General features: G+C 69.4%; 14 protein-coding genes. 9 read left to right on the forward strand and 5 right to left on the reverse strand.

Annotated elements, in window-relative coordinates; translation table 11 throughout:
• Window positions 1-64 precede the first annotated feature (64 nt).
• Together AC07X5_RS07880 and AC07X5_RS07885 are read left to right on the forward strand one after the other, a co-directional pair.
• Window positions 65-1,462 (forward strand): SPOR domain-containing protein, encoded by a 1,398-nt coding sequence (locus AC07X5_RS07880; protein WP_494769672.1) that lies wholly within the window; start codon window positions 65-67, stop codon window positions 1,460-1,462.
• Window positions 1,463-1,586: 124 nt separating this feature from the next.
• A complete protein-coding gene (locus tag AC07X5_RS07885; protein ID WP_494769673.1) occupies window positions 1,587-2,342 on the forward strand; it encodes an SGNH/GDSL hydrolase family protein in 756 nt (251 codons plus the stop codon).
• Between the two features lie 3 nt (window positions 2,343-2,345).
• Here the strand turns inward: AC07X5_RS07885 and boxA are convergent, their stop codons facing one another.
• The 4 genes from boxA to AC07X5_RS07905 form a co-directional block, all read right to left on the reverse strand.
• Window positions 2,346-3,620, reverse strand: coding sequence for a benzoyl-CoA 2,3-epoxidase subunit BoxA (boxA, locus tag AC07X5_RS07890; RefSeq protein WP_494769674.1), 1,275 nt, complete (start codon window positions 3,618-3,620; stop codon window positions 2,346-2,348).
• 118 nt (window positions 3,621-3,738) lie between these two features.
• On the reverse strand, window positions 3,739-5,166 hold the full coding sequence (gene boxB / locus AC07X5_RS07895; protein ID WP_494769675.1) for a benzoyl-CoA 2,3-epoxidase subunit BoxB: 1,428 nt from the start codon (window positions 5,164-5,166) through the stop codon (window positions 3,739-3,741).
• A 32-nt stretch (window positions 5,167-5,198) separates the two neighbouring features.
• On the reverse strand, window positions 5,199-6,875 hold the full coding sequence (gene boxC, locus AC07X5_RS07900) for a 2,3-epoxybenzoyl-CoA dihydrolase (RefSeq protein ID WP_494769676.1): 1,677 nt from the start codon (window positions 6,873-6,875) through the stop codon (window positions 5,199-5,201).
• Window positions 6,876-7,053: 178 nt separating this feature from the next.
• The gene (locus tag AC07X5_RS07905) at window positions 7,054-7,992 is read right to left on the reverse strand and encodes a helix-turn-helix transcriptional regulator (protein ID WP_494769677.1); all 939 of its coding nucleotides are present in this window, start codon (window positions 7,990-7,992) and stop codon (window positions 7,054-7,056) included.
• A gap of 205 nt (window positions 7,993-8,197) precedes the next feature.
• Here AC07X5_RS07905 and AC07X5_RS07910 point away from each other — a divergent pair, with 205 nt between their 5' ends.
• The 4 genes from AC07X5_RS07910 (at window position 8,198) to AC07X5_RS07925 (ending at window position 12,679) form a co-directional block, all read left to right on the forward strand.
• Window positions 8,198-8,686 carry a DUF4863 family protein gene (locus AC07X5_RS07910; protein WP_409960043.1) on the forward strand — a complete coding sequence of 163 codons (489 nt, stop codon included), beginning with the start codon at window positions 8,198-8,200 and terminating at the stop codon, window positions 8,684-8,686.
• 25 nt (window positions 8,687-8,711) lie between these two features.
• Window positions 8,712-10,262 carry a 3,4-dehydroadipyl-CoA semialdehyde dehydrogenase gene (locus AC07X5_RS07915; RefSeq protein WP_494769678.1) on the forward strand — a complete coding sequence of 517 codons (1,551 nt, stop codon included), beginning with the start codon at window positions 8,712-8,714 and terminating at the stop codon, window positions 10,260-10,262.
• Window positions 10,263-10,331: 69 nt separating this feature from the next.
• The gene (locus AC07X5_RS07920; RefSeq protein ID WP_494769679.1) at window positions 10,332-11,879 is read left to right on the forward strand and encodes a benzoate-CoA ligase family protein; all 1,548 of its coding nucleotides are present in this window, start codon (window positions 10,332-10,334) and stop codon (window positions 11,877-11,879) included.
• Window positions 11,876-12,679 carry an alpha/beta fold hydrolase gene (locus AC07X5_RS07925; RefSeq protein WP_494769680.1) on the forward strand — a complete coding sequence of 268 codons (804 nt, stop codon included), beginning with the start codon at window positions 11,876-11,878 and terminating at the stop codon, window positions 12,677-12,679. Before AC07X5_RS07920 ends, AC07X5_RS07925 begins: the two co-directional genes overlap by 4 nt.
• Here AC07X5_RS07925 and AC07X5_RS07930 read toward each other — a convergent pair.
• On the reverse strand, window positions 12,660-13,352 hold the full coding sequence (locus AC07X5_RS07930) for a Crp/Fnr family transcriptional regulator (protein WP_494769681.1): 693 nt from the start codon (window positions 13,350-13,352) through the stop codon (window positions 12,660-12,662). The two genes, AC07X5_RS07925 and AC07X5_RS07930, sit on opposite strands and share 20 nt — an antisense overlap.
• A 130-nt stretch (window positions 13,353-13,482) precedes the next feature.
• Here AC07X5_RS07930 and AC07X5_RS07935 point away from each other — a divergent pair, with 130 nt between their 5' ends.
• The 3 genes from AC07X5_RS07935 to AC07X5_RS07945 are packed head-to-tail and all read left to right on the forward strand — an operon-like array spanning window position 13,483 to window position 16,424.
• On the forward strand, window positions 13,483-14,406 hold the full coding sequence (locus AC07X5_RS07935; RefSeq protein ID WP_494769682.1) for a beta-keto acid cleavage family enzyme: 924 nt from the start codon (window positions 13,483-13,485) through the stop codon (window positions 14,404-14,406).
• 54 nt (window positions 14,407-14,460) lie between these two features.
• Window positions 14,461-15,468, forward strand: a complete 1,008-nt coding sequence (locus AC07X5_RS07940; RefSeq protein WP_494769683.1) for a Bug family tripartite tricarboxylate transporter substrate binding protein — start codon at window positions 14,461-14,463, stop codon at window positions 15,466-15,468.
• Window positions 15,469-15,482: 14 nt separating this feature from the next.
• Window positions 15,483-16,424, forward strand: a complete 942-nt coding sequence (locus AC07X5_RS07945) for a 3-hydroxyacyl-CoA dehydrogenase NAD-binding domain-containing protein (protein ID WP_494769684.1) — start codon at window positions 15,483-15,485, stop codon at window positions 16,422-16,424.

The following is a 16,424-nucleotide window of genomic DNA, read 5'->3' on the forward strand; positions in this document are numbered from 1 at the left end:
GAAGGGGGCGCCTGCCGGCCACTTCCCTCTTTTACGAGGGCCATGGCCCGTGCCAGAATCGGGCATGCCCCTGACACTGGACCCTGCCAACGCCATCGCACCCATGTCGCTGGACTCCCCGTCGGACAACACGATGACGGCGCTGTACCGGGTCGCCCTGGGCCCGGTGAACGCAGACCACTACCTGCCCATCTTCGCGCGCTTCGACGATGCAGGGCGTACCACCACCACCTGGAACTGGCCGGCCGCGCTGTTCACGCTGAGCTGGCTGGTGTTCCGCCAGCTCTGGGGCGCGGCCCTGGTCTACGTGGCTGCGGCCGAGGGGCTGGCGCTGCTGGTCTTCGGCCTGGGCCGGCAGTTCCTGCACCTGCCGCAGCAGGTGGAGTGGGGCCTCCTGGCGGCCATCGTGCTGTTCAGTTGCGCCCTGCCGGGCCTGTTTGCCAATGCCGTGCTGCACACCGAGATCCGCAAGCGCATCGCGCGCGCGCTGTCGGCCTCGCGCACGCTGCCCGAGGCCGCCGCGCTGCTGGAGCGCCAGGCCAGTTCGCGCCAGCGGCTGAGCACCGTGGTGATCGGGCATGTGATCGTGGTGGCAACGGCCCTGCTGGCCTACATGCTGTTCCCGCCCGGCAGCGCGCCCGAAGCCAGCAGCGCTGTGGCCACCAGTGCCCCAGCCCCTGCGGTTGCGGCCTCCGCGCCGCTTCCAACCTCGGGCCTGGCGGCCGTGTCGGTACTGCGCGGCGCCGCCGCCCCACCTGCCGCGCCCAGCGCCTCGGGAAGCATCGGCGCGGCCTCCGAGACCGCCCCGCCAGCCAGCGCGGAAAACGCCGCACCCTCGACACCTGCCCCTGCCCCTGCACCAGTCCCCGTGCCGGCTGCCGCGCCGCAGTTGGCCTCGGCGCCCGCCGCGCGCAGCCAGCCGGCCAGCGCCCCCACGGCACCCGCCGCAGCCAGCGCACCCGCGCCGGTCTTGGCCAAGGCGCCCGCGCCCGCGGCACCCAGGGCAAGCGCTCCCGCGGCGGCCGCCAGCAAGCCGGCCCCGGCACCTGCCGCGGCACCGCAGGCCCCCGCCCCTGCCAAAACCCGGGCCAGTGCCCCAGCCGCTCCCGCATCCAAGGCCACGGCCAGCACCCCGGCCGCCAGCAAGCCCGCCCGGCCAGCGCCCGCGCCCGCACCGGCCAGCCCCGCAGCTTCGGCCGCCAGCGACCCCGAGCTCGCCATGGTGGGCAGCGCATCGGGCTTCTACATCAACGTGGGCCTGTTCGCCGAAGAGGCCAATGCGCGCAAGACGCAGTCGCGCCTGCTCAACGAGGGCCTGCCGGCCTTCCGCCAGCCGCTGGAAAGCGCCAAAGGCCCGCGCATCCGAGTGCGCGTGGGCCCCTTCGCCAGCAAGTCCGAGGCCGACACGGCCGCGCAGACCATCCGCGGCATGGGCCTGGAAGCCGTGGTGTTCAAGAAGTAGGGCCCAGCGGAGCGCGCAGGCGTGGCCCGGCGTCCTACGCGCGGGCATCGAGGCATCCGACATCCAGGGCCGGTTTCGGCGCGTACTCTGCAGTATCGACCCCTGTCACCTGCACCACCGCCCCATGCCCCACCCTGCCCGCCACTTTCACGCCCCGTCACCGCGCTGGTGGGCCCTGGCCGCCGTCGCGGCAGGTGCCCTGCTGCTCACCGGCTGCGCCCCCTGGCGCCTGATGACGGCATCGGACCTGGCCAAGGCATCGCGCCCCTACACCGCCCAGCCGTCCCAGCCCGAGCGGCGCATCCTCGTGGTGGGCGACAGCACCGCCGTGGGCACCGGCGCGGCCCGCCCCGAGGACAGCCTGGTGGGGCGCATCGGCAGCGCCCATCCGCGCTGGCAGATCGACAACCTGGCCTCCAATGGTGCCAAGTTCGAGGACGTGCAGGCCCAGCTCGAGCGTGCCGGCACGGGTTATGACCTGGTGCTGGTGCTGGCCGGCGGCAACGACGTGATCCGGCTGACGTCGGAACAGCATTTGCACGACCACATGGAACAGGTCATCCGCACCGCCAAGGCGCGCGGCAAGCAGGTGGTGCTGATGCCCTGCGGCAATGTCGGCCATGCTCCGCTCTTCGTGCCCCCGGTCTCGTGGTTCATGGAGAGCCGCTCCAAGCGCCTGCACGCCACCGCGCAGACCATCGCCCTCGACAGCGGCGTGCGCTACGTGCGCCTGCTCAAGCCGCGCGCGCTGGACCCGTTCGTGCAACGCGCCGACGAGCTGCATGCGGCCGATGGCCTGCACCCGAGCAGCGCGGGCTACCAGCAGTGGTACGAGGAGCTGGTGCGGCAGGAGGGCCTGGCCAGCTTGACAGGCACGTAAGCCTCAGTAGGTCTCCAGGTGCAGGCGCCCTTCGCGCGCCAGGGTGGCCGACAGGGCGTCCCAGTCCAGACCCGCGTCGGCCGCCACGTCGCGCAGTGCGAGCAGCACGCCCTCCTCCATGCTCTTCAAGCCGCAGACATAGAAATGGCTGTTGCCGTCGCGCAGCAGTGCGGCCAGGTCCGGCGCGCGTTCGCGCATCAGGTCCTGCACGTAGCGCCGGGGCTGGCCCGGAGTGCGCGAGAAGGCCAGGTTGATGTCGATGAAGTCCTTGGGCAGGCTTTGCAGCGGGCCGAAGTACGGCAGCTCCTGCTGGGTGCGCGCCCCGAAGAACAGCATCAGCTTGCCGCCCTCGAACTTGCCGCTCTTGCGCAGGCGGCGGCGCCATTCGGTCATGGCGCGCATCGGGGCGCTGCCGGTGCCGGTACAGATCATCACCACGTGCGACTTCGGGTGGTTGGGCATCAGGAACGAGTGGCCGAACGGGCCCACCACCTCCACCGTATCGCCCACCTGGAGGTCGCAGACATAGTTCGATGCCACGCCGCGCACAGGCGTGCCATCGTGGTCGGAGGTGACGCGCTTCACGGTGAGCGCCAGGTTGTTGTAGCCCGGCCGCTCCCCATTGCGCGCGCTGGCAATCGAGTACTGGCGCGCATGGTGGCGCTTGCCCAGGGCGTCGGTGCCCGGTGGAATGATGCCGATGGACTGCCCCTCCAGCACGGGGAAAGGCAGGCTGCCGAAGTCCAGCACCACGTGGTGGGTCTCGCTTTCGAAACCCACCTCGGTGCAGTTGAAGTTGCCGACCACCGTGGCCGTGGTGGGTGACTTGGGCGGGTAGAGGTTGGTGTAGGCATGCGCCGCCGACCAGGGCGGCACCGTGGCACCGCGGTGCAGGGGCGGCTGGGGCTGCACCCCGGGTTCGGCGGTGGCCACGGCCACAGGTGCCGCTGCAGGTGCGTCCCCTTCCCCGGCATCGGCGCCTGCCGCAGCCAGCTCCTCTGGGCTGAGCTCGGCGGGCAGCGACTCCCAGGTCAGCTGCTCTTCGATCGAATAGGCGCGCACCAGCGGCATGGTGCGCCAGTTATCGATGGAGCCGGTGGGGCACGGCGAGATGCAGGCCATGCAGCCATTGCAGACGTCGGCTCGCACGACGTAGTTGTTGTCGTCGTGCGTGATCGCGTTGACGGGGCAGGTCGCCTCGCAGGTGTTGCAGCGGATGCAGATTTCCGGGTCGATCAGGTGCTGCTTGATGACCCCGGCTTCAACGGCCATGTCCATGTAATTCTCCTGTGTCACCCCCGCAGGTGCGGGGGGCGGGATGGGGCCTGCAATGCTCGTGGGGCCGGCCGCCATCCCTGCTGCCCTCGTTCATACGCCGAGGGCACTGCTTTGTCCATCAGCCGAAACGCACGTACTCGAAGTCGACCGGCTGGCGGTTGATGCCCATCACCGGCGGGGCGATCCAGCCGGCGAACTTTCCGGGCTCGACCACGCGGCCCATCAGCGATGCGACAAAGGCGAAGTCCTCGGCGCTGGGCAGCCATTCGTCCTTCTTGGCGGCCCACTCCATCTCGTTGACCACGCGGCCTTCGGGCGACATCTTGATGCCGGCGAGCGCGCCGATCTGGCGGTTGAAGGCCTTGTGCGGCACCACCAGGCGGGTAGGGATGCCGGCCTTCTCCAGCACCTTGTTCCAGCGGCCCACGCCGGCGACGGAGTCTTTGATGAAGTCGTCGCGCAGCACCTCGTTCAGGGCGTTGAGCATGGGCACTTCCTTCTCGACGAGCTGGCCGTCACGGACCTCCAGCACCGTGTAGGTCTGGCCCTTGAGCACATGGTCGTCGGTGCGCTTGCCTTCCTCGTAGCGGCCCTTGAGGCCCGAGCTGTAGAAAATGGCGGCGTTGCTCGACTGGTCGGCACCGAACAGGTCGATGGTGACGCTGTAGTGGAAGTTCAGGTAGCGCTGCACCGTGCCCAGGTCGATAGCGCCAGCGGCGCGGATCTTCTGCGGGTCGTCGGTCTTGAGCTCGTTCATGACCTGGGCGGTGCGCGTGAGCACGCGCGAGACGCCGCTCTCGCCCACGAACATGTGGTGCGCCTCTTCGGTCAGCATGAACTTGGTGGTGCGCGCCAGCGGGTCGAAGGCGCTTTCGGCCAGGGCCGAGAGCTGGAACTTGCCGTCGCGGTCCGTGAAATAGGTGAACATGAAGAACGCCAGCCAGTCGGGTGTGGCCTCGTTGAAGGCCCCCAGGATGCGCGGGTTGTTCTCGTCGCCCGAGGTGCGCTGCAGCAGGGCCTCGGCCTCTTCGCGGCCGTCGCGGCCGAAGTGCTTGTGCAGCAGGTAGACCATGGCCCAGAGGTGGCGGCCCTCTTCCACGTTGATCTGGAACAGGTTGCGCAGGTCGTACATGCTGGGCGCCGTGAGGCCCAGGTGGCGCTGCTGCTCGACCGAGGCGGGCTCGGTGTCGCCCTGCGTGACGATGATGCGGCGCAGGTTGGCGCGGTGCTCGCCGGGCACGTCCTGCCAGGCCTTCTCGCCCTTGTGGTCGCCGAAGTGGATCTCGCGGTTGGCATCACCCGGGTTCAGGAAGATGCCCCAGCGGTAGTCGCGCATCTTCACGTGGCCGAACTGGGCCCAGCCCTGCGGGTCCACGCTCACGGCGGTGCGCAGGTAGACCTCGTGGTTGGTCGAGCCCTCGGGGCCCACGTCGTCCCACCAGTTGATGAAGTTGGGCTGCCAGCCTTCGAGCGCGCGCTGCAGCGTGCGGTCTTCGCCGAGGTTGACGTTGTTGGGGATCTTCTCGCTGTAGTTGATCGTGCTCATGGAGGTCTCCTTGGATGGTTCGGGCGGCGGGATCAGACGCGGTTCAGGTCAAAGCCAGCTTTTTCACCGGTGCCGTAGACCTTGAGCGCGCCCTTGTCGCCCACGGCGTTGGGGCGGTTGAAGATCCAGTTCTGCCAGGCGGTGAGCCGGCCGAAGATGCGCGTGGCCATGTTCTCCTTGCTGGCAAAGCGCAGGTTGGCTTCCAGGCCGGTCAGGGCGTCGGGCGACATGGCGGCGCGCTCCTCGATGGCCATGCGCAGCTCGTCGTCCCAGTCGATGTCGTCGGGTGCGGCGGTGACCAGACCCAGGGCCAGGGCCTGGTCGGCGTCGAGCGGCTTGCCCGCCGCGGCGCGTGCGGCGTCGAGCGGCGCGGCCTCTTCGTAGAAGCGGCGCTGCAGGCGGCTCTGGTCGTTGACCATGGGGAAGAAGCCGAAGTTGAATTCGTTGAGCGTGAGCTTGGGCGCGCGCTCGGCGTCGTCGGGCAGGGCCAGCATGTAGCTGCGGTCGGCGGCGAAGGCCAGCTCGGCCAGGGTGCCGGCGAAGCACGAGCCCTCCTGCACCACCGCGAACAACGTGCGCGAGGACACATCGAGCCGCGCCAGTGCGCGGCGCAGCGCGCCGATGGTTTCGCGCACCAGCCAGTGGTCCTTGTGCGCCAGCATCACGGCGTCGGAAGCGAGCACGGCCTTGGCATCGCCCTCGGTCTTGAGCAGCCAGGTGCCGATGTCGAGCTCGTTGGTGCGCAGGTTGAGGATGGCGTCGTCCAGTTCGCGCGCCAGGGCCAGCGGCCACCAGGCCGTGCCGGCCGCCTCTATAGCGGCGATGTCCGCGGGCTGTGCGCCCGTGGGGGCCTTCACGGTGATCGTCGCAGTGCGCTTGGCGCGGTCGATCTGCACCTGCACGTGCGAATAGCCCAAGCTGTCCGCACCGTCCTCGCGTTCCAGCCGGGTCAGGGCCACGCCCTTGGCGCCGGCCGGGCGGTCGCTGCCGGCAGCCAGCTCGGTGGCACGTGCCTGCACCGCCGCAGCGAACTGGGCCGGCTTGGCCACCGCATCCACCAGGCGCCATTCCACCGCACGCTGGCCGCGCACGCCTTCCACGCTGGTGCAGAAGATGTCCGCCAGATCGTGGCGCACATGGCGCTTGTCGGTCACGCGGGTCAGGCCACCGGTGCCCGGCAGCACGCCCAACAGGGGCACCTCGGGCAGCGAGACGGCCGACGAGCGGTCGTCCACCAGCAGGATCTCGTCGCAGGCCAGGGCCAGTTCGTAGCCGCCGCCCGCGCAGGCGCCGTTGACGGCGGCCAGGAACTTGAGGCCCGAATGCTTTGAAGAATCCTCGATGCCGTTGCGCGTCTCGTTGGTGAACTTGCAGAAGTTCACCTTCCAGGCGTGGCTGGAGACACCCAGCATGAAGATGTTGGCGCCCGAGCAGAAGATGCGGTCCTTGCCGCTGGTGACGACCACGGTGCGCACCCCGGGGTGCTCGAAACGCACGCGGTTGAGCGCGTCGTTGAGCTCGATGTCCACACCCAGGTCGTAGCTGTTGAGCTTGAGCTTGTAGCCGGGGCGGATGCCGCCGTCCTCGGCGATGTTGAGCGACAGGCGCGCGATGGCGCCCTCGACGCTGAGCGACCAGTGGCGGTACTGGCCGGGTTCGGTGCGGTAGTCGACGCGCGCCGGGGCGCTGGTGGTGGTGGTGGCGGTCATGGCATGTCTCCTGTGGGGCCGGGGGCGGCTGCAAACCTCAGAACAAGAAAAATAATGCAGCTTTTGATTTCAATGACATGCATCATGATGCATGTTTACGGGCGCGTCAATGCCTGGGCTGCTTTTTTCGTTGCGAAAGGTGTGTCTGCTTTGCCCCGCAGATGGCGGGGTCAGGCGCTCAGAATGCGCTCATGGACTGGCGAGCGACAGTGCGCAATCCATTGAAGGCCTGCGCCAGGCTCTTGCCGCTGGTGTCCACCGAGAGATCGGCCTTGGAATAGAAGGCCGCGCGCCCGTTGAGAATGCGCCGCAGGTCGTCCATGGCTTCCTTGCTGGCGGCCATGGGGCGGGTATCGCCCTGCGCAGCCACGCGGCCCATGTGCTCCTCGGGGGCGGCCTGCAGCCACACGGTGGTGCAGTGGGCCAAAAGCTCGTTGAAGGTGGCGGGGTCGGAGACGATGCCGCCGGGCGTGGCGATCACCACCTCGCTGTAGATCTGGATGGTTTCCTCCAGCGCACGGCGCTCGTAGCGGCGGTAGGCGTTGGTGCCATAGAGGTCGTGGATCTCGCGCACGCTGCAACCCGCGAGCTTCTCGATCTCGCGGCTCAGTTCCACGAAAGGCAGTTCCAGGTCGTCCGCCAGCATCTGGCCCAGGGTGGATTTGCCCGCGCCGCGCAGCCCGATGAGGGCGATGCGCGTGTGCCGCGCCGGATCCACCGAAGCCGTGCCCAGCAGTTCGCCCAGGGCAATGCGCACGCGGCGCAGATCGGCCTCGCTGCGGTTCTCCAGCAGTTCGCGGATCAGCAGCCATTCGGGCGAACTGGTGGTGACGTCGCCCACCAGTTCGGCCAGGGAGCAGTGGAGTGCACCCGCCACCTGCTGCAGCACCAGGATGGAGGCGTTGCCCGTGCCGTACTCCAGGTTGGCCAGGTGGCGCTCGGACACGTCGGCCGCAAGGGCCACGGCCTTGCGCGTGAGCCCACGCTGCGCGCGCAGGTTGCGCACGCGCTCACCCAGCGCCGTCAGCAGCGGGTTGCGGGCCTCGCCGCCTGGCGCGGCAGCGCCATTGCCGTCGGTGGGCGCAGTGGCCAGCACTGCGTCGTCTTGCTCATTCATGCGCGTCCTTGTTCACACCACCGGATTGTGCCCTCCGAGGCGCCACCTAAATATATGCACTATAGTGCTTGACGAACGTCACATCGAAGTTTATCGTTCAGTCGCACGCAAGATACTGCACGTTATGCGATACCGCAAGGCCATCAATGGCCAACGGCCGTGCACATGTCCCGGCCCCAGCCAGCTTCCAAGAGAGCCCGCCACGATGACGACGACCCGCCCCGCCAGCCAACAAGCCTTCCACGCCCTGATCGCCGACCTCACCGCGCAGATCGACGGCCGCCCGCTCGACGCGGCGCTGGACCAGTGGCTCAACGCCGCCCACGGCGCAGGCAGCACCACCTATGAACAGCTGCGCAGCGCCTGCCAGACCGGCGTGGCCGAAGGCTGGCTGTGCGAGCGCGAGGGCGGCGGCATCAAGTACGGCCGGGTCTTCAAGGCCGAGGACGCGCTGCACCGCTTCTCGGTGGATGTCGTCGACATGCAGGACCTGGCCGGCCCGCACCACACGCATCCGAATGGCGAGATCGACCTGATCATGCCCATCGAAGGCAGCAGCGCCACCTTCGATGGCCGGCCCGCGGGCTGGTGCGTCTATGGCCCGGGAACCGCCCACAGGCCCACCGTGGCCCAGGGCCGTGCCCTGGTGCTCTACCTGCTCCCTGAGGGCCAGATCCAGTTCACGAAGAACTGACCCGCGTTTTTATCTCTCTATCTGTATGACCGAACTTCTCTCCAACCACGCCGCCGGCCGCTGGCAGATCGGCACGGGCGCGGGCACCCCGCTGTTCGACCCCGTGCTGGGCAACGAACTGGTGCGCGTGGATTCCACCGGGCTCGACCTGGCCGAGGCATTCACCTTTGCGCGCCAGCAGGGGGGCGCTGCCCTGCGCGCGCTGACCTACCGCGAGCGCGCCGCGCTGCTGGGGGCCATCGTGAAGGTGCTGCAGGCCCACCGCGATGCCTACTACGAGATCGCCACCGCCAATGCCGGCACGGTGAAGAACGATTCGGCCGTGGACATCGACGGTGCCATCTTCACCCTGGGCCAGTACGCCAAGTGGGGCGATGCCCTGGGCGATGTGCGCGCGCTGCGCGACGGCGACGCCGTGCGCCTGGGCAAGGAGCCGGTATTCCAGTCGCAGCACCTGTCGGTGCCCACGCGGGGCGTGGCGCTGTGCATCAATGCCTTCAACTTCCCTTCCTGGGGCCTGTGGGAAAAGGCCGCGCCCGCCCTGCTCTCGGGCGTGCCGGTCATCGCCAAGCCCGCCACGGCCACCGCCTGGCTCACCCAGCGCATGGTCAAGGATGTGGTGGAGGCAGGTGTGCTGCCCGCGGGCGCGCTGTCGGTCATCGCGGGCAGCTCGGCCGGGTTGATGGACCAGTTGCAGCCCTTCGACGTGGTGTCGTTCACCGGCTCGGCCGAGACGGCAGGCATCATCCGCTCGCACCCTGCCGTGGCCCAGCGCTCGGTGCGCGCCAACATCGAGGCCGACAGCCTCAACAGCGCCCTGCTGCTGCCGGGTGAGGCGCCGGGCAGCGAGGCCTTCAACCTGCTGGTGCGCGAAGTGGTGCGCGAGATGACGGTGAAGTCGGGCCAGAAATGCACCGCGATCCGCCGCATTCTGGTGCCGGCCGAGGTGTATGACGCGGCTGCCGAGGCCATAGCCGCCAAGCTCGCCGGCATCAGCGTGGGCAACCCGCGCAACGACGGTGTGCGCATGGGCGCGCTGGTCAGCCGGGCCCAGCTGGCTGCCGTGCGCGAAGGCCTGGCCGCGCTGCAAGCGCAGGCCACGGTGCTGCACGACGGGCGCGACCGCCCGCTGTTGGATGCCGACCCCGCCGTGGCCGCCTGCATCGGCCCGGTGTTGCTGGGCGCACGCGATGCCGATGCGGCGCAGGCGGTGCACGACGTGGAGGTCTTCGGCCCCGTGGCCACGCTGCTGCCCTACCGCGACAGCGCCCATGCCGTGGCGCTGGCACACCGCGGCCAGGGCTCGCTGGTCACCTCGCTCTATGGCAGCGACGAGGCCGCGCTGGCACAGACCGCGCTGGCCGTGGCCGCCAGCCATGGCCGCGTGCATGTGGTCACGCCCGATGTGGCGCAGACCCACACCGGCCACGGCAATGTGATGCCCATGTCGCAGCACGGCGGCCCGGGCCGCGCGGGCGGTGGCGCCGAACTGGGTGGTCTGCGTGCCCTTGCCTTCTACCACCAGCGCACGGCCGTGCAGGCCAGCCCCGGCGTGCTGGCGGCGCTGGGCCTCTGACACCACACACCACCACAGACGCGGCACCAAGCGCGCACCCGACCCGAGAGGGCCAAAGGAGACAACACCATGGGCCTGCCCCCACGATTCAATTTTGCCCAGCACCTGTTCGACCTGAACCGGGGCCGCGCACAGCGCACCGCCTACATCGACGACCGGGGCAGCCTGGCCTACGGCGCGCTCGAAGACCGCGCCCGGCGCCTGGCCGCGGCGCTCACCCACGCGGGCGTGCACCGCGAAGAGCGCGTGCTGCTGCTCATGCACGACTGCAGCGACTGGCCCGTGGCCTTCCTGGGCTGCCTGTACGCGGGCGTGGTGCCGGTGGCGGTGAACACCCTGCTCACGGCCGACGACTACGCCTACATGCTGGACCACAGCCGCGCACAAGCAGCCATCGTCTCGGGGGCGCTGCTGGCCGTGCTGCAAGACGCCATGGGCCGCACCCCGCACGAGGTGCGCACCCTGCTGGTTTCGCAGCCCGCCGGGCCGCTGCCCGAGGGCGCGCAGGACTTCGAGGCTGCGCTGGCGCAGGCTGCGCCACTCGCCGCACCGGTCAGCACCGCGGCGGACGACCCGGGCTTCTGGCTCTATTCCTCGGGCTCCACGGGCAAGCCCAAGGGCACGGTGCACACCCACGCCAACCTGTGGTGGACGGCCGAGCTCTATGGCAAGCCGGTGCTCGGCCTGACCGAGGACGACGTGTGCTTCTCGGCCGCCAAGATGTACTTCGCCTACGGCCTGGGGAACGCGCTGACCTTCCCGCTCTCGGTGGGGGCCACCGTGGTGCTAATGGCCGAGCGGCCCACGCCCGACGCCACCTTCCGCCGCTGGACGCAGCACCGGCCCACGGTGTTCTTCGGCGCGCCCACGGGCTTTGCGGGCATGCTGGCCTCGCCCGCGCTGCCCGCGCGAGAAGCCGTGGCGCTGCGCATGTGCTCCTCGGCCGGCGAGGCCCTGCCTGGCGAGATCGCCCAGCGCTTCAAGGAGCGCTTCGGCTGCGAGATCATCGACGGCATCGGCTCCACCGAGATGCTGCACATCTTCATTTCCAACCGCCCGGGCGATGTGCGCTACGGCACCACCGGCAAGCCCGTGCAGGGCTACGAGGTGGAGCTGCGAGGCGAGGACGGCCGGCCCGTGCCCGACGGCGAGGTGGGCGACCTGTACATCCGCGGCCCGAGCGCGGCGCTGATGTACTGGGCCAACCGCGAGAAGTCGCGCGAGACCTTCCAGGGCGGCTGGACCAAGAGCGGTGACAAGTACACCCGCGACACAGACGGCTACTACACCTATGCCGGCCGCAGCGACGACATGCTCAAGGTCAGCGGCATCTATGTCTCGCCCTTCGAGGTGGAGGCCACCCTGATGCAGCACCCTGCCGTGCTCGAATCGGCCGTGATCGGCGTGCAGGACGGCGATGGCCTGACCAAGACCAAGGCCTACGTGGTGCTCAAGCCGGGCCAGCAGGTGGACGCGCAGGCGCTGCAGGCTTTCGTGAAGGAGCGACTGGCAGCCTACAAGTACCCGCGCTTCATCGAGTTCATCGAGGAGCTGCCCAAGACGGCCACCGGCAAGATCCAGCGCTTTCGCCTGCGCGAGAAGGAGGCCCGCGCGTGACGCAGGGGCCCACGGAGTTCGCCAGCATCGAATGGCGCGGCCGCACGGCGCGCATCGAGCACCAGTGGATCGCGTCCGAGCGCAGCACGGCCCCGCTGCTGGTCTTCCTGCACGAGGGCCTGGGCTCGGTGGCGATGTGGAAGGATTTCCCCGAGCGGCTGTGCAACGCGGCGGGCGTGCGCGGCCTGGTGTTCTCGCGCCCGGCCTATGGCCGATCCACCCCGCGGGAAGCCGATGAGACCTGGGACCTGGACTTCATGCATCGGCAGGCGCACGAGGTGCTGCCGGCGTTTTTCGATGCGGTCGGCCTCACCGAGGCGCCCTGGCTTCTGGGCCACAGCGATGGCGGATCGATCGCGCTGCTGTACGCGGCGCGCTTCCCCGATGCGGTGCGCGGCCTGGTGCTGATGGCGCCGCACATCTTCGTCGAGGACGTGACCATCGCCAACATCGAGATCGCGCGCGATGCCTACCAGCGCACCGACCTGCCCGCGAAGCTCGGCCGCTACCACGATGACGCGGACTCGGCCTTCTGGGGCTGGAACCGCATCTGGCTGCACCCGCCCTTTCGGCAATGGAACATCGAGGCCGAGATCGCCGCCATCCGAGCGCCCGTGCTGGCCATCCAGGGGGTGGACGACGAGTACGGCACGCTGGAACAGATCCGCGGCATCGCACGCAAGGTGCCGGGTGCGCAGCTGCTGGAACTGCCGGCGTGCGGGCACTCGCCGCACCGCGACCAGCCAGAGGCGGTGATCGCGGCGGCTGCGGACTTCCTGTCTATTCGACGTAGCGCCTGAGCCCGGGCAGGTCCAATACGGTGATGCCGCCGTACTCGATCTGCAGGATGCCTGACTCCTGCAGGCGCTTCAAAGCCGCGTTGCAGCGCTGGCGCGAGACACCCGTGAGGTTGGCGATCTCCTCCTGCGAGATCTGCAGGTGGCGGTCCATGCCGGGGTAGAGAAAGGGGTGGAACAGGCCGGCCAGCGCGCGCGCCACCTGGCTGTCGGTATCGAGCAGGTGGTGGGCCGTGAAGGTGCCGAGGAACCAGTGCATGCGCTCGTTGATCTGGCGCAGCAGGAAGTGGTCAAAGCTGCGCTGCGTGGCATGCAGCCACGCAAAGGTCTCCACCGGCAGCACCGCCACGCGGCTGGGGCGCAGGGCGATGATGTCGGCCGTGCGCGGCAGGGCGCGCAGCAGCGTGCCCTCGCCGAACCAGCTGCCGGCCGACAGGCCGCCCAGGGTCACGGCGCGCCCGTCGTCCGAGGTCACGGACCACTTGAGCAGGCCTTCGATGGCACCGAACCAGTGCACGGGGATGTCGCCGCGCCGGCACAGCGCGCCGCCTGCGGGCACCTCCACCTCGCGCACATCGTCGAGCACGCGCTGCTGCGCCGGCGCGTCGAGCAGCGGGAACCAGGCGGACGCAGCCAGCAGGCTGGTGGTGGAAGGCCGTGTCGCAGGGGGTGACAAAGTGGATTTCTCCCGGAAGAAAACACAGGCCCCGCGTATACCCTGCCCCCAAATGTCATCGCGATGACTGAGTGGAAAGGTGCCCAGAAAAACAATGCGGAGCACCCCGCAATTCTCCACCAGGACCCCGATGAGCAAGCGCAAAGTCATAGTCACCATCGCCCCCACGGGCGGCATGGCCCACAAGTCGCAAAACCCCCACCTGCCCACCCAGCCGGTCGAGATCGCCGACGACGTGGAGCGCTGCTGGAACGCCGGCGCCAGCGTGGTCGCCATCCACGCGCGCCGGCCCGACGACGGCGCCACCTGCGATGCCAACGTCTACCGCGACATCAACAGCCGCATCCGCGCCAAGGGCTGCGACATCGTGCTCAACAACTCCACCGGCGGTGGCGTGCATGGCGACATGGTCAAGCCCCTGCCCGGCGGCCGCTGGGAGATCGCGTGGGAAGAGCGCATCAAGGGCATGGACGCCGGCGCCGAGATGTGCACCCTGGACGCGACCACGCTGAACCTCTCCTTCGATGGCCGCGAGATCCTGATGGACACGCCGCTCAGCCGTGGGCGCGAACTGGCCGCCGGCATGAAGGCGCGCGGCATCAAGCCCGAGTGGGAGGTGTTCAGCCCCACCCACATCCTGCAGGACACCACCACGCTGATCGAGGAGGGGCACGACGGCGACGGCCCGCACTTCATCAACCTGGTGATGAACGTGCACCGCGCCTTCCAGAACGCCATGCCCTACTCGCCACGCTTCCTGCAGATGATGGTGGACACGCTGCCCAGGAACAGCCTGTTCTGCGTGAGCGGCATCGGCCCCTCGCAGCTCGAAGCCAACGTCGCCGCGCTGCTGCTGGGCGGGCATGCGCGCGTGGGGCTGGAGGACAACCTGTACTTCCGCCAGGGCGAACTGGCCACCAACGTGCAGCTCACCGAGCGCATCGTGCGCATCATCCGCGAGCTGGACATGGAGCCCGCCACGCCGGCCGAAGCCCGCGCACTGATGGGCCTGCCGCGCCAGGGCGGCCCACGCCCCGAGTTTGCCCCGGGTTGACCAACCCGGCGCGCTGAACCCACCATCCCAAGACCACAACGAGGAGACAAGACGATGACGACCCACCACACCACCACCCGCCGCCACTTCCTGGGCCACCTGGGCGCTGCCGCGGCGCTGGGCTCGCTCTCGCCCCTGGCGGCCTTCGCCCAGGGTATCGAGCAGGTGAAGATCTTCTACGGCTTTCCGGCCGGCAGCTCGGGCGACAGCGTGGCCCGGCGCGTGGGCGAGAAGCTCGCGGGCTCGGCCTACACACGCAATGCCGGCGTGGTGGAGAACAAGCCCGGCGCGGGCGGGCGCATCGCGCTCGAATCCCTGCGCGGCGCCACAGCCGATGGCAGCGTACTCACGCTGTCGCCGTTCTCATGCACCTCGATCTACCCGCATATCTACAGCAAGCTCAGCTACGACCCGGTGAAGGACTTCGTGCCCGTGTCCATCGCAGCCATCATGCACCACGGCCTGGCCGTGGGGCCGCTGGTGCCGGCTTCGGTGAAGAACGTCAAGGACTTCCTCGCCTGGGCCAAGGCCAACCCGGGCCAGGCCAACTACGGCTCGCCGGCCGCGGGCTCCACGCCGCACTTCATCGGCGCGCTGCTGGGCATCAACCACGGGGTGGACTTGAAGCATGTGCCCTACCGCGGCTCGGTGCCCGGCGTGACCGACGTGGTGGGCGGCCAGATCGCCGCGATGGTGACACCGAGCGGCGACTTCATCCCCAACCACAAGGCCGGCAAGCTGCGGCTGATCGCCACCTCGGGCAAGGCGCGCTCGCCGTTCTCGCCCGAGGTCGCGACCTTTGCCGAGCAGGGCTTCCCCGAGCTGACCACCGAGGAATGGTTCGGCTTCTATGCGCCGGCCAAGACACCCGCCCCGGTGGTGGCCGCGGCCAATGCCGCCATCAATGCGGCGATCAAGGAAAAGTCCGTCATCGACAGCCTGGCCGTGGTGGGGCTGATCGCCCAGGGCTCCACCGCCGCCGAGATGGCGGCATCCCAGCACGCGGAGTTCGACCGCTGGGGCCCCTTGGTCAAGAAGATCGGCTTCACCGCTGAATCCTGAAAGGAGCCCCCCGCATGGATTCGACCGTGAAGCGCGTCGCCGTGGTGGCCACCGGCGTCATCGGCGCCAGCTGGGCCGCCTACTTCCTGGCGCGCGGGCTGGACGTGGACGCCACCGACCCCTCGCCCGGCGCCGAGGAGCGCCTGCGCGAGGCCGTGGCCGCGCATTGGCCCACGCTGGAGCGCCAGGGGCTGGCACCGGGCGCCAGCCTGGCGCGCCTGGCCTTCCACGAGCGGCTGGAGGACGCGGTGGCCAATGCCGACTTCGTGCAGGAAAGCGGCCCCGAGCGCGCCGACTTCAAGGCCGAGCTGCTGCGCCAGATCGATGCCGCCGCCCCGGGCCATGCCCTGCTGGCATCGAGTTCCTCGGGCCTGTCGGTCACGGCCATGCAGGCGCTGTGCGCCACGCCTGGGCGCGTGGTGCTGGGCCACCCGTTCAACCCACCGCACCTGATTCCGCTGGTGGAGGTGGGCGGGGGCGAGCAGACGGCACCCGAGGCCATTGCGCGCGCCATGGCCTTCTACACCGCCATCGGCAAGCGCCCCATCCACGTGCGCCGCGAGATCAAGGGCCACATCGCCAACCGGCTGCAGGCGGCGCTGTGGCGCGAGGCCTTCCACCTGGTGAACGAGGGCGTGGCCACGGTGGCCGACATCGACACCGCCATCGCCCACGGCCCCGGCCTGCGCTGGGCGCTGATGGGCCCGTTCATGAACCTGCACCTCTCAGGTGGTGCGGGCGGCGTGGCCCATGTGCTGGCGCACCTGGGCGGCCCCATCGAAAGCTGGTGGCAGGACCTGGGCGCCCCCGCGATGACCGATGCCCTGAAGCAGCAGGTGGCGCAGGGCGTGGCCGAAGAACTGGGCAAGCGCACCGCTGAGGACCTGACGCGCACGCGCGATGCGCTGCTGCTGGACCTGCTGCGCGCCAAGCAGACCTCGGGCCATCTCGACTGA

The sequence above is a fragment of the Acidovorax sp. GW458-11-26-14-TSB4 genome (genome assembly GCF_059423865.1).

Coding starts and splice junctions, on each gene's coding strand:
- AC07X5_RS07935 (WP_494769682.1), top strand. CDS start 13,483: ATGAGCAAGCGCAAAGTCATAGTCACCATCGCCCCCACGGGCGGCATG.
- boxC (WP_494769676.1), bottom strand. CDS start 6,875: ATGACCGCCACCACCACCACCAGCGCCCCGGCGCGCGTCGACTACCGC.
- AC07X5_RS07915 (WP_494769678.1), top strand. CDS start 8,712: ATGACCGAACTTCTCTCCAACCACGCCGCCGGCCGCTGGCAGATCGGC.
- AC07X5_RS07910 (WP_409960043.1), top strand. CDS start 8,198: ATGACGACGACCCGCCCCGCCAGCCAACAAGCCTTCCACGCCCTGATC.
- AC07X5_RS07885 (WP_494769673.1), top strand. CDS start 1,587: ATGCCCCACCCTGCCCGCCACTTTCACGCCCCGTCACCGCGCTGGTGG.
- AC07X5_RS07880 (WP_494769672.1), top strand. CDS start 65: ATGCCCCTGACACTGGACCCTGCCAACGCCATCGCACCCATGTCGCTG.
- AC07X5_RS07905 (WP_494769677.1), bottom strand. CDS start 7,992: ATGAATGAGCAAGACGACGCAGTGCTGGCCACTGCGCCCACCGACGGC.
- AC07X5_RS07920 (WP_494769679.1), top strand. CDS start 10,332: ATGGGCCTGCCCCCACGATTCAATTTTGCCCAGCACCTGTTCGACCTG.
- AC07X5_RS07945 (WP_494769684.1), top strand. CDS start 15,483: ATGGATTCGACCGTGAAGCGCGTCGCCGTGGTGGCCACCGGCGTCATC.
- boxA (WP_494769674.1), bottom strand. CDS start 3,620: ATGGACATGGCCGTTGAAGCCGGGGTCATCAAGCAGCACCTGATCGAC.
- boxB (WP_494769675.1), bottom strand. CDS start 5,166: ATGAGCACGATCAACTACAGCGAGAAGATCCCCAACAACGTCAACCTC.
- AC07X5_RS07940 (WP_494769683.1), top strand. CDS start 14,461: ATGACGACCCACCACACCACCACCCGCCGCCACTTCCTGGGCCACCTG.